This is a genomic window from Mycobacterium sp. 29Ha (genome assembly GCF_032883055.1).
Classification (GTDB): domain Bacteria; phylum Actinomycetota; class Actinomycetes; order Mycobacteriales; family Mycobacteriaceae; genus Mycobacterium; species Mycobacterium gallinarum.
Genome location: NZ_JAMQTI010000006.1, coordinates 170908 through 184231 on the forward strand (window position 1 = coordinate 170908; position 13324 = coordinate 184231).

A 13324-nucleotide genomic window follows, 5' to 3' on the forward strand; every position below is an offset into this window, starting at 1 on the left:
TACCCGCGCGCTGACGGCTGTCACACTTCTGCGGGCCGCCTCGTCTAAGGGTTATGACTCAGACATCTCGCATCGAACCCGTATCCCCGAAGCACGCATCGCTGATGACCAAGGTCTTCTACCGGGTCGCCAAGCGCAAGTTCGGTGAGGTACCCGAACCCTTCGCCGTGGCGGCGCATCATCCACGGTTGATGCTGGCCAACGTGGTTCACGAGGGCATGCTGGGATCGGCGTCCAAGAAGCTGCCAAAGAACGTGTTCGAACTGGCGGTGTTCTGGACTGCGCGCACCGTCGGTTGCTCGTGGTGTGTCGACTTCGGCTCGATGCTGCAGCGCCTCGACGGCCTGGACGTCGACCGACTCAAGCACATCGACGACTACGCCATGTCCCCGCTCTTCAACGACGACGAGCGCGCGGCCATCGCCTACGCCGACGCCATGACCACCGACCCGCACACCATCACCGACGAGCAGGTCGCCGATCTGGTGCGCCGCTTCGGCAACGACGGCGTGATCGAGCTGAGCTACCAGATCGGTGTGGAGAACATGCGCGCGCGGATGTACTCGGCGCTGGGCATCACCGAGCAGGGCTTCAACTCCGGCGATGCGTGCCGGGTTCCGTGGGCGACCGAGGGCGCCGGCGGCGCAGCGGCGAGCCGGTGAACTTGTCCGGATTGGCGATATCCCAGATGGCGCAGACCTTTCCGTCGCGCACTGTCATCGCCGTCACCCGCGGCATGACCTCCGGATAGCCGTCGTTCGCGGGCGACCCGACGAGGTAGGTGCCCAGCTGGCCGTTGATGTTCGCCATCTGGCTCGACGACAGGAAACCCGGTCCGTAACGTGCGGCCAGCCCGAACAGGAAACGAGCCACCTTGTCCGGACCGTGGATGACGCGCGCGGCCGTCGGCGCCTTGCGGTTTGAGTCACCGGTGAACGTCACATCCGGATGTAGCAGGGCCACAACGGCTTTCATGTCACCGGCGGCGAGCGCGAGCATCAGCGCACCGGCGACCTCGGCGTGCACATCGTCGGAGACCGCGGGCGGTGCGGCCGCCACCGCGCGTCGCGCTCGCGATGCCAGCTGGCGTGCGGCCGCGTCGGAAACACCAAGCACCGAGGCGATCTCGCCGAACGGCACGGCGAACCCGTCGTGCAGCACGAACGCCACCCGCTGATCGGGGTTCAGCCGCTCCAGCACCACCATCGCGGCGAACCGGGCGTCCTCACCGGCTACCACGGCGGCCAGCGGATCGTTGCCGTCGAGCGCGGTCACGACGGGCTCGGGCAGCCATTCGCCGTAGTACATTTCGCGGCGATGGGCGGCCGAACGCAGCCGGTCGAGCGCCAGCCGGCTGACGACCGTCGTCAACCACGCCCGCAGATCGGTGATCGCATCGCAGTCGGCACGATCCCATCGCAGCCACGCATCCTGGACGAGGTCTTCTGCGTCAGCGATCGTCCCGGTCAGCCGGTACGCTACCGACAGCAGGTGTGGCCGCAATTCCTCGAATTCATCGATGCGCGTCGTTCCCGAAAGCCGGGTCATGGCCCAAGTCTAGAACCGCTGAGTTGTGCACTGATTCCGTAGCCAAATCGCGTTTGTTCCTCGATTCCCGGTTAGGACCCGCGCAAAAACCGCGCAAACCGTATATTCCGCACATGGCAATCAAGGAACCCGACGCCCCCGCTGTCGGTGACAAGGGGCTGCAGGCAGGCGCCCTAGGTCTTGTCGGCAACATCGTCATCGGTCTCGCCGCGGTGGCTCCCGCTTACAGCCTGGCCGCCACCCTCGGCTACGTCGTCCTCGCGGTCGGCGACAAGGCACCGTCGATGTTCGTGCTCGCGTTCATCCCGATGCTCCTCGTCGCATTCGCCTACAAGGAACTGTCCCAGGACACCCCGGACTGCGGCACCACCTTCACCTGGGGCACCAAGGCGTTCGGGCCGTGGATCGGATGGATCGGCGGATGGGGCCTGGCCGTGTCGGCGATCATCGTGCTGGCCAACGTGGCCGAGATTGCGGCGATCTACCTGTTCAAGTTCCTCGGCCTCGACGACCTCGCCGACAACATCCTGGCCAAGGTGCTGCTCGGCGCCTTCTTCATCGTCGCAATGACCCTGATCAGTGCGCGAGGGATCGTGGTGTCCGAGCGGTTCCAGAACGTGTTGATCGCCATCCAGTTCGGCGTGCTGGTCATCGTCAGCATCATCGCGCTCATCCGCGTGTTCTCCGGAACCGCCGGAGCCCAGGCGATCACGCCCCAACTGTCCTGGCTCTGGCCGAGCGGTCTGGACATGTCCTCGATCGCCGCCGCGATCATCCTGTGCATCTTCATCTATTGGGGGTGGGACGCCTGTCTGGCGGTCGGTGAGGAAACCAAGGACCCCGGCCGTACGCCCGGCATCGCCGCCGTTATCACCACGCTGATCCTCGTGTGCACCTACGTCCTCGTCGCCTATGCGGTGCAGTCGTTCTCCGGGTTCAGCGAAGTGGGCATTGGCCTGAACAACCCGATGAACACCGACGATGTGCTGACCGTGCTCGGTAAGCCGGTCGCAGGAACCATCGCGGCCTCCCTGCTGCTGCTCACCGTCTCCGTCTCGGCGCTGTCGTCGACGCAGACGACCATCCTGCCTACTGCCCGCGGCACGTTGTCGATGGCGGTGTACGAGGCCATCCCCAAACGGTTCTCGAACGTGCATCCGCGCTACATGACCCCGGCCTTCGGCACCATCGTGATGGGGCTGGCGGCTCTGTTCTTCTACCTCTTGCTGACCTTCTTGTCGGAGAACGCACTCGCCGACTCGGTCGCTTCGCTTGGGCTCGCGGTCGCGTTCTACTACGGCATCACCGCGTTCGCGTGCGTCTGGTACTTCCGCAGGACGTTGTTCACCTCGGTACGAAACCTGTTCTTCCGGGGCGTCTTCCCGCTGATCGGCGGCCTCGCAATGGCGGCCGCGTTCGGCATCAGCGCCAAGGACATGATCGCCCCGGACTACGGCTACACCGCGTTCGGCCCGATCGGCGGCGTCTTCGTGCTCGGCGTCGGCATGCTCGTGCTCGGCATTCCGCTGATGTTGGCGTGCTTCGCATTCGGGACCAAGCGGTTCTTCCGCGGCGAGACTCTCAACGCGAACACCGAAGTCAAGGTCCCAGACGTCTTCTAGGAGAAGCAATGCATCTGACAGTCGGCTATCTGGCAACCCCGACCGGGGACGACGGCGTCGCGCTCGCGAGCGCTCTCGCCAGCACCTTTGACGCGCAGGTCGACGTCGTCCTCGTTGTGCGGCAAGAACTTCCCGACGGCCACCCCGGTCGCGTCGAGTACCAACAGCTGCTCGTCGAACGGGGAGAGGACTGGATCTCCCGGGCCATCGACCGGCTCACCGCCAACGGTGTCAGCGCATCGTCCACCGTGATGGTCGGTGAGTCGTTCGCCGAATCGCTCGTCGGCTTTGCCGAACAGAAGGATTCGGATCTGATCGTGGTCGGCGGTGCGCGCGACGGATTCTTCGGCGGCCACACCATCGGACCGGTGACCGGTTCCCTGCTGCACTCTTCGCCGATTCCGGTGGCGCTGGCTCCCCGCGGTTATGCCGACGATCCCGACGACGCCTTTGCTGCGGTGACGGCCGCCGTTCCGACCCGTCCGGGCGACGACAACCCGCTGCCGTTCGCGATCACCCTCGCCAGCGCGGGCAACATGGCCATTCGGATGCTGTCACTCGTATCCTCCGAGAATCTCTCCGAGGCCGCCAACGCACGAGAGGTACGCCAGCTCCAAAAGGCCGCCGCCGAAGAAAATCTCGCTGTCGCGGCGCGCGCACTTCCGGACGCACCCGAGATCGAATCGCGTGTCGCCGAAGGTATGACGCTGGAGTCCGCGCTGAAGAAGCTCCGGTGGAATGACGGTGATCTGCTTGTCGTCGGGTCCAGCAGGTTCGCGGCGCCGCGGCGGATCTTCCTAGGGTCGACTGCTGCGCGCATCCTGGCCGGCGTTGATGTCCCAGTGATCGTCGTCCCGAAGTCGGACGGCTAGCTGCCGGAGCCGCAGAGTAAGTAGTGGTCTGCTTTACGTCACAGAAAATTAATAGCGCGTTCAGCGTAAAGTTTGCTACTTCGTACGCCAGAATGGATTCATCATGCAGCGGGCCGCGAGGCGTCCGCACTGACGGACGGATTGCGATGGGGTATGCCCAGCATGTGGGTCGGGTTGGCGCGTTGGCGGTGGCACTTGGAGTCGGTGTCGCGGTGGTCACCGGCTACGGCGCCGCGGTGGCTTGCGCGGACGAGACCGGTACAACCGAGACCCCACCCGGTGTTACTCCAGATCCGCCATCACTGACGTCCGAGAACGACGAAGTGAGTCCTGCAACCGACTCCAACGATCCCGCCCCCGATCCGACCGAGGACGGCGCAGCGCACCCGGGTATGCAGGTGGGCAACTCCGGCGGCCAACACACCTCGATCAACGACCAGGGCCAATACACCGACACCAACGCCGACGACGGCACCGACAACGAGGCGAGGTTGGCGGACCCGCCATCCACGACGACGCCCGAACCGCCGGCACCTGAGATGCCGCCGGCAGCCGAGATCCCGCCCTCGCCGCCGGACCAAAGCCTGGATCAAAGCCTGCAGGATCAAGCACAAGACCACTCGGTCGCAACGACCGAAACGAGCCTGCAAGCTGTCGACCCCTCGGCCGGCGATCCCGACCTGGGCGACGTAAACGGCTCAACCGGCGATGGCGAGCTCACACAGATCGGTGTGTTCTCGGCCCTGGGCGCTCAAGACATCGGAGCACCGGGTAATGGGCGGATGATGGCAACCTTTGCCGGCAGCGAGATGCCTGGCCTCGTCACCACGACGGCATTGCCCGCGCCATTGGTGCCGCAGCCCTCCGGCCCGGTAGATGCAGTTTTGGGGCTGCCCGGCGTCGTGGCCAGTATCGCCACAACGGTCGTGGGCTTGATGGTGGCGCCGTTTTTGGCGCCCGGACCGGTCGCCCCGGCTCAGCCGCCGCTGCTGTTTGCGATGCTGGAGTTCGTCCGGCGGCAGATCCAACGCACCTTCTTCAACAGCACCCCCAAAGCTGGCGTCGATGACGTGACGACGTCTGAGGACGTCGCCACGACCATTCCGGTGCTCACCAATGACACCGATTCCGACGGGGATACCGTGACCGTGACCGCCTTGAGCCAGCCGCGCCACGGCATCACCGTCCTCAACTCCGACGGCACCATCACCTACACTCCGGATGCCGACTTCTCCGGCACTGACAGCTTCACCTATCGCATCTCCGATGCAGCGAGCCCGTGGCATATCCACGGCCTCGCAGGCTTTTTCGGCGGTGGCGGGCACACCGAGACAGTCACCGTGAACGTCGCCGTCACCGGAGTCAACGACCCGCCGCTGGCCGAACCCGACACCTACACCACCGTGGAAGACGTCGCGGTGATCGTTGATGCCCTGACCAACGACAGCGACCCCGAAGGCGATCCACTGGATCGCAAGCTCACCTCCGCTCCACGAAACGGCAGCCTCGCCGAGATCAACCAAGGACCCAACGCCGGCGCATGGACCTACACCCCCAACCGCGACTTCCACGGCACCGACACCTTCACCTACCAGGCATTCGACGGATCCGAATTCAGCGACCCCGTGACCGTCACCATCACGGTGACCCCCGCCAACGACCCGCCCACCGCCGTCGGTAACACCGCCACCGTGGCCGAGGATTCCATCGCGAATCCGATCGACGTGCTGCCCGACGACTCCGACCCCGACGGCGACGCCCTGACCGTCACAACCGTCACCCAGGGTGCCAACGGGTCAGCGCATCTGGTCGACGGCTCAGTGACCTACACACCCAACGCGAACTTCCATGGCACCGATTCCTTCACCTACACCATCAGCGATGGCAACGGCGGAACCGCCACGGCCACCGTGAGCGTCACCGTCACCGGAGTCAACGACCCACCCAACGCAATCGGTGACACCGCCACCGTGACCGAGGATTCCCGCACCAACACCATCGAAGTGCTCGCCGGCGACACCGACATCGACGGCGACACCCTGACCGTCATAGCCGTCACCCAGGGTGCCAACGGGTCAGTGCATCTGGTCGACGGCTCAGTCACCTACACACCCAACGCGAACTTCAGCGGCAGCGACTCGTTCACCTACACCATCAGCGACGGCAACGGCGGAACCGCCACCGCAACCGCAGCGGTCACCGTCACCGATGAGAACGACGACCCGACGGTGGCCAACCCGATTCCGGACCAGAACGCCACGGAGGGAGGAGCTTTCACCTACCAAATCCCGTCCAACGCCTTCGCCGACATCGATGGCGACGCGCTGACCTACACCACGGGCACCCTTCCCAACTGGTTGAGCTTCGACCCCGCTACCCGTACCTTCACCGGCACCCCGGCCCGTGCCGACGTCGGCACGGCAACGATCACGGTGACCGCCACCGACGCCGCGGGACAACGCGTCACCGACACGTTCGTCCTCACCGTCGTCGTCAGTCCGATCACCGCGAACGACGACGCCTACACGGTGGACGAGGGTACCTACACCGACCTCACCCCCGCATTGACGGCCAACGACACCACAACGTTGGGCAGCGCACTGGGCGCCGTGAAGGTCGTGACCGAGCCCACCAACGGTTTGCTGTTCGAGACCAACGGAGTGCTGAGCTATCGACCCAGGAACAACTTCACCGGAACCGACACCTTCACCTACACCGTCGCCGACAGCGCCAATCCCGACATCGTCTCCAACGTAGCCACGGTCACCGTCACCGTCGTCGGCCCGATCACCGCGAACGACGACGCCTACACGGTGGACGAGGGTACCTACACCGACCTCACCCCCGCATTGACGGCCAACGACACCACAACGTTGGGCAGCGCACTGGGCGCCGTGAAGGTCGTGACCGAGCCCACCAACGGTTTGCTGTTCGAGACCAACGGAGTGCTGAGCTATCGACCCAGGAACAACTTCACCGGAACCGACACCTTCACCTACACCGTCGCCGACAGGTTCAATCCGGACATCGTCTCCAACGTGGCCACAGTGACCGTCACCGTAGTCCCGTACAACCCCCTGAAGGCAGCCGACGACGCCTACACGATCCTGGGCAGGCCGACTGTGCTCACCCCGGCGATCACCGCCAACGACACCACCGACCTGGGCAGACCGCTAGGCGCTGTCACCGTCGTCAGTGGTCCCGCCCACGGCACCCTGAGCACGACGGGCGATGGGCTGACCTACACGCCCAATTCCGGCTACGTCGGCTCCGACAGCTTCACCTACACCGTGTCCGACAGCGTCGACCCCACGCAGAAGTCCGTTCCCGCCACCGTTGTCCTCAACGTCATCGCCTACAACCCCATCCTTGCGAACGCCGATGCCTACTCGATCCCGTTCGAAACACCCACTGTGCTGACGCCGGGCATCACCGCGAACGACACCACCGACCTGGGTCACCCGCTGGGCGCCGTCACGGTCGTCAAAGGGCCCGCCCACGGCACCCTCAGCGCGACGGGCGGCGCGCTGACCTACACACCTGACACCGGTTACGTCGGCTCCGACAGCTTCACCTACACCGTGGCCGACAGCGTCGACCCCACGCAGAAGTCCGTTCCCGCTACGGTTCAGCTCACGGTTCATCCGTACAGCCCGATCGTCGCACGCAACGACGTCTACACGGTGCTGTCCGGTACCTTCACCCCAATGCGGCCCGCGATCACCGCAAACGACACCACCACGGCTAACGGCCTCGGTCGGATCACGATCCTCACCGAGCCCACCCACGGGTACCTCACCGAGGAGAACGGCGAACTGACGTACCGGGCGGGCAACGGCTACACCGGGACCGACTCGTTCACCTACATCGTGGCCGATAGTGGTTATCCGGACATCGTCTCGAATCCGGCGACGGTCACGCTCACCATCGTCGACTCGCTGCCGGTCCGGGCCCGCGATGACCGCATCACGGTCTTCACCAACGAACCGATCGCGCTCACCGAGGAGATGGTCTCGAACGACCGAACCGAAGCGGACGGACCGGTGGGGGCAATCACCGTTCTCACCCAACCGGCCCATGGCACTCTCACCGAGATCAACGGCATCCTGACCTACACGCCCGACGCGGAGTTTCGCGGCGAGGACAGCTTCCTCTACACCGCGGCCGACAGTGTCGATCCCACCGTCGTATCCCTTCCCGCCCGTGTCACCCTGATCGTCACCGATCCGATCAGGTCTCAGAACGACTTCTACTGGGTACCTGCGGGCGTCTCCACCGAGCTTGATCCACCGCTCACCGCCAACGACGTGACCTATACCGGCAACCCGCTTGGCGCGCCGGTGATCTTCGGCCAACCGCTCGGAGGCGCCGTCACGGTTGTCGGCAACCGATGGACCTTCACCCCCAAGGCCGGCTTCACCGGGCTCACCACCTTCGGGTACCGGGTCACCGACAGCGTGAACCCTGCGTGGAGCGACACCGCAACAGTTTTCATCACCGTGACCGCCGATTAGACCCGAGTGTTGCCGGTCGGATCAGGGTTCCGACGCTGTCACCTTGCTCGCACGACAGCAGGTTCAGCAGCAGCCGGCTGCACAGCCGACGAAAAAACCGGCACCCGTCGTCGCGCTAATCGCACACCTCCGTCGCAGGGCGGACGGCGAGTATCGTCTCTACGAGTCAGCTCCGCTAGCGCTTCGTGAAGATGGTCCGGTGCCACTCCTTGTCGGCCACCCCGGTGATATCGCTCATGACGTGCTTGATCGTGAGGTACTCCTCGAGCGAGTAGTCGCTCATGTCCTTGCCGAATCCTGACGCGCCGACGCCGCCGTGCGGCATCTCGCTGATGATCGGAATGTGGTCGTTGATCCAGACACAGCCCGCGTTGATCTCACGTGATGCCCGCTGCGCGCGGTACACATCGCGTGTCCACGCCGAAGCCGCCAAACCGAACGCGGTGTCATTGGCCTGCCGCAACGCGTCGTCGTCGTCCGTGAACGACCGCACCGTCAGCACCGGTCCGAAGATCTCGTCGCGGTAGATCTCGGAGGCCTCGTCGACATCCGCGATCAGCGTCGGACGGTAGAACGACCCCGGCAGATCGGGCGCCACGCCGCCGGTGACCACGCGTCCCCCCTGACCGGGTGCCCGCTCGACCATGCCCGCGACCTTGGCGCGGTGCGCCATCGAGATCAACGGACCCAGGTCGGTGTCGGGGTCCTGCGGATCGCCGACCACCACCTTGCCCATCACCTCGGCGACACCGGCGACGAAGTCGTCGTAGAGATCTCGCGCCACGATCGCGCGCGTCGCTGCCGTGCAGTCCTGTCCGGTGTTGATGAGCGCACCGGCGACGGCACCCTGGATGGCGGCGTCCAGGTCGGCGTCGTCGAACACCACGAAAGGCGCCTTGCCGCCCAATTCCAACTGCGTGCGGTGGCCGTGCACCGCGGCCGCCGCCATGACTTTGCGCCCCACCGGGGTCGAGCCCGTGAACGTGACGACGTCGACGTCAGGGTGTCCGGCCAGGGCGGTGCCGACATCGCCGCCTGCGCCGGTCACGACATTGAAAACTCCGTCGGGCAGACCTGCCTCGGTCGCCAGCCGGGCCAGGGTCAGCGTCGTCAGCGGTGTGAGCTCCGCGGGTTTGATGACCACGCTGCATCCGGCGGCCAACGCCGGCAACACCTTCCACACCGCCATCTGCAGCGGATAGTTCCACGGCGTGATCGTCGCAACCACGCCCACCGCCTCGCGCCGGATGCTCGACGTGTGATCACCGGAGTACTCGGCGGTGGCCTTGCCCTCGAGATGGCGTGCCGCACCGGAGAAGAACGAGATGTTGTCGATGCTGCCCGGCACGTCGAACTCCGTGGCCAACCGCACCGGCTTTCCGGTCTGGCTCACTTCCTCGGCGATGATCGCCTCCGCGTTGGTGTCGACGAGTTCGGCGAGTTTGGCGAGCACGCCGGCGCGGTCGACAGGGGTAGCCGTCGCCCAACCGCGCAACGCGGCACGGGCTGAAGCCACAGCGCGGTCGACGTCGGCCGGAGTCGCCAGCGCCATCTCGGCCACCGTCGATCCGTTGGCGGGGTTGACCACCTGATGTACGCCGCCGGCGGTGACCACCGGCGCCCCGTCGATCCAGCTGCCTGCCACGTGTGTCGATACGGTCTCGGGGGAAGACACAGTCATCGTTCAACGCTAACCGACTCCGACCGGCCAAGCTACGCATTCCTGCAGCGCGAAGCCGTCAAAACGCGTGATTTCATGGTCATAGTTGCTTGCTACGACGGATTCCGTGCACAATCTCATGCATGGCTAACCCGGGCGTTGGACCCGTGTCGTTCCGCGTCAACCAGTCAAGACCTGGCGCGGCGTTCCAACTCGACGACTTGTCGAAACAGATCATCGAGAAGCTGCAGCAGGACGGCCGACGTTCCTATGCCGGCATCGGCAAGGCAGTCGGCCTCTCCGAGGCCGCGGTCCGGCAGCGGGTGCAGCGCATGGTCGACGCGGGTGTCATGCAGATCGTCGCGGTGACCGATCCGATGCAACTGGGCTTCGCGCGTCAGGCCATGATCGGCATCAAGTGCACCGGGGACACCACCAAAGTGGCCGAGAAGCTGGCCACCATCGAATCCGTCGACTACGTGGTCCTGACGGCGGGTTCGTTCGACGCCATCGTCGAAGTCGTGTGCACGGACGACGACGACCTTCTCGACCTCCTCAACACCCAGATCCGCGCACTACCGGGAGTGATATCAACCGAGACACTTGTTTACCTGAAACTCGTTAAACAGCAATACAATTGGGGTACAAGATGACTGCTACCGATATCGATCTCTCCGCCGAGCTGGGCGCCACCGCCGATCGTCACCTCTGGGGCCACTTCGCTCGCCACGGCGCCGGCATCACGCCGCCGATCATCACTCGCGGCGAAGGCGTCACCATCTGGGACAGCAAGGGCAAGAGCTACATCGACGGCCTGTCAGGGCTTTTCGTGGTCCAGGTCGGCCACGGCCGCAAGGAGCTCGCCGAGGCGGCGGCCAAGCAGGCCGAGACGCTGGCGTTCTTCCCGCTGTGGTCCTACGCCACGCCGTCGGCCATCGAGCTGTCCGAGCGCCTCGCAGGGTACGCACCGGGCGATCTCAACCGCGTGTTCTTCACCACCGGCGGTGGTGAAGCCGTGGAGTCGGCGTGGAAGCTGGCCAAGAACTACTTCAAGCTGACCGGCAAACCCGGTAAGCACAAGGTGATTTCGCGTGCGATCGCCTACCACGGCACCCCGCAGGGCGCCCTGGCGATCACCGGCCTGCCGGCGTTCAAGGAGCAGTTCGAACCGCTGACACCGGGCGGTTTCCGCGCGCCCAACACCAACTTCTACCGGGCACCCGCGCTCTTCGAGCATGACGCGAAGGCGTTCGGTCGGTACTGCGCGGACCGCATCGCCGAGGCGATCGAGTTCGAGGGCCCCGACACCGTCTGCGCGGTGTTCCTGGAACCCGTGCAGAACGCCGGCGGCTGCTTCCCGCCGCCGCCAGGGTATTTCGAGCGCGTTCGCGAGATCTGCGACGAGTACGACGTGCTGTTGGTGTCCGACGAGGTAATCTGCGCCTACGGCCGGATCGGCTCGATGTTCGCCTGCGACGACTTCGGCTACGTGCCCGACATCATCACCTGCGCAAAGGGTTTGACGTCGGGTTACTCGCCGATCGGCGCGATGATCGCCTCCGACCGGCTGTTCGAACCGTTCAATGACGGCAAGACGACGTTCGCGCACGGTTACACCTTCGGCGGGCATCCGGTGTCGTCGGCGGTGGCGCTGGCCAACCTCGACATCTTCGAGCGCGAGGGTCTCAACGATCACGTCAAGGAGATGGCACCGGCATTCCGCGCGACGCTCGAGCAGCTCTATGACCTCCCGATCGTCGGCGACGTCCGGGGCGAGGGCTTCTTCTACGGCATCGAGTTGGTGAAGGACAAGGCCACCAAGGAGACCTTCAACGACGAGGAGAGCGAGCGGTTACTCCGCGGTTTTCTTACTCCCGCGATCTTCGAGGCGGGCCTGTACTGCCGTGCCGATGACCGCGGCGACCCAGTCGTGCAGTTGGCGCCGCCACTGATCAGCGGCCAGAAGGAGTTCGACGCGATTTACGAGATCCTTCGCGGCGTCCTTGAAGAAGCGGGTCGGTTGCTTTAGCGAACCACGCTAACGTCGGCGGCGTGCCTGTCAAACAGCCCAAGCCGCCGATCGACCCCGTCCGCTGGAATCCGCCGCCGGTCGACCCGTTGCCGGAGTTTCCCTCCGCGGAACTGACGGTTGTGCCCGTACCGGGCGATGCGCCCGAGGATGTCGTCGTCGACGGCAACGGCCAGATCTGGGCCGGTCTGATCGATGGCAGGATCGTGCGCATCGACCCGAATGGCGGCGCATCCGTGGTCGTCGCCCAGATCGACAACCGGCCACTGGGGTTGCACGTCGCGCGGGACGGCCGGTTGTTGGTCTGCAGCAGCCCCGGCGGCCTGCTGGTGCTCGACCCGGCCACCGGCGCCGTCGAGCCGCTGGTACCGGAGGTTGACGGGCGGGCTTTGCAGTTCTGCTCGAATGTCACCGAATTGGCCGACGGCACAATCTATTTCACCGAGTCGACCAGCGCGTTCACTTACGAGCACTTCCTCGGACCGATCTTCGAGGCCCGCAACCGCGGCAGCGTGTTCCGTCGCGATCCCGATGGAACGGTGCTCACCGTCGTCGCGGGGCTGTACTTCGCCAATGGCATCACGCCGACGTCCGACGGCTCGGCTCTGGTGTTCGCCGAGACGCAGGCGCGGCGGCTGTCGAAGTACTGGCTCACCGGCGATGAGGCGGGCACGGTGACACCGCTTGCGGTGAATCTGCCGGGCAGCCCGGACAACTTGTCGACGGGTGCCGACGGCCGGATCTGGTGCGCGATGGTCTCGCCCACGAACGCCGCCGCGGAGTGGCTGCCTAAAAGTCCGCCGGCATTGCGCAAGCTGCTGTGGCGACTGCCCGACGGGCTGCAGCCCAAGATCAAACCGATCGTGTGGGCGGTGGCATTCGACCCCGACAGCGGCGAGGCCGTCGCCGGTGTACGCACTGAACATCCCGGGTTCGGCATGGTGACCGGACTGGTCGAAAACGGCGACAGGCTGTGGATGGGCAGCATCGGCTTCCCTGCTGTCGCGCACGTCGACCTGGCGGCCACCGCCTTGCGCTGAGGGGGCATCGCTTTTGACGAAATGCAGAGGTCTACTCGC

At 65.3% G+C, this 13324-nt stretch carries 9 protein-coding genes; 7 read left to right on the forward strand and 2 right to left on the reverse strand.

Going from position 1 to position 13324, the window contains the following annotated elements; all coding sequences use genetic code 11:
- The first annotated feature begins 53 nt into the window (after positions 1–53).
- Positions 54–662: a carboxymuconolactone decarboxylase family protein gene (locus tag M1248_RS10055; RefSeq protein WP_317148232.1), complete on the forward strand. Its 609-nt coding sequence runs from the start codon at positions 54–56 to the stop codon at positions 660–662.
- Here M1248_RS10055 and M1248_RS10060 read toward each other — a convergent pair.
- Positions 592–1548 (reverse strand): sigma-70 family RNA polymerase sigma factor, encoded by a 957-nt coding sequence (locus M1248_RS10060; protein ID WP_317148233.1) that lies wholly within the window; start codon positions 1546–1548, stop codon positions 592–594. The two genes, M1248_RS10055 and M1248_RS10060, sit on opposite strands and share 71 nt — an antisense overlap.
- Before the next feature lie 113 nt (positions 1549–1661).
- On the opposite strand from M1248_RS10060, the gene M1248_RS10065 reads away from it, so the two are divergent.
- The 3 genes from M1248_RS10065 (at position 1662) to M1248_RS10075 (ending at position 8556) form a co-directional block, all read left to right on the forward strand.
- Positions 1662–3170 carry an APC family permease gene (locus M1248_RS10065; protein ID WP_317148234.1) on the forward strand — a complete coding sequence of 503 codons (1509 nt, stop codon included), beginning with the start codon at positions 1662–1664 and terminating at the stop codon, positions 3168–3170.
- 8 nt (positions 3171–3178) lie between these two features.
- Positions 3179–4042 (forward strand): universal stress protein, encoded by an 864-nt coding sequence (locus M1248_RS10070; protein WP_163735933.1) that lies wholly within the window; start codon positions 3179–3181, stop codon positions 4040–4042.
- 146 nt (positions 4043–4188) lie between these two features.
- Entirely contained in the window at positions 4189–8556 is a 4368-nt protein-coding gene (locus tag M1248_RS10075) for an Ig-like domain-containing protein (protein ID WP_317148235.1), read from the forward strand.
- 175 nt (positions 8557–8731) lie between these two features.
- Here the strand turns inward: M1248_RS10075 and M1248_RS10080 are convergent, their stop codons facing one another.
- Positions 8732–10237, reverse strand: a complete 1506-nt coding sequence (locus tag M1248_RS10080) for a gamma-aminobutyraldehyde dehydrogenase (RefSeq protein WP_317148236.1) — start codon at positions 10235–10237, stop codon at positions 8732–8734.
- Between the two features lie 122 nt (positions 10238–10359).
- On the opposite strand from M1248_RS10080, the gene M1248_RS10085 reads away from it, so the two are divergent.
- The 3 genes from M1248_RS10085 to M1248_RS10095 are packed head-to-tail and all read left to right on the forward strand — an operon-like array spanning position 10360 to position 13285.
- Positions 10360–10869 (forward strand): Lrp/AsnC family transcriptional regulator, encoded by a 510-nt coding sequence (locus M1248_RS10085; RefSeq protein WP_083124924.1) that lies wholly within the window; start codon positions 10360–10362, stop codon positions 10867–10869.
- Positions 10866–12245, forward strand: a complete 1380-nt coding sequence (locus tag M1248_RS10090; RefSeq protein WP_317148237.1) for an aspartate aminotransferase family protein — start codon at positions 10866–10868, stop codon at positions 12243–12245. The genes M1248_RS10085 and M1248_RS10090 overlap by 4 nt, the downstream gene beginning before the upstream one ends.
- Before the next feature lie 23 nt (positions 12246–12268).
- A complete protein-coding gene (locus M1248_RS10095) occupies positions 12269–13285 on the forward strand; it encodes an SMP-30/gluconolactonase/LRE family protein (RefSeq protein ID WP_317148238.1) in 1017 nt (338 codons plus the stop codon).
- Positions 13286–13324: the final 39 nt, after the last annotated feature.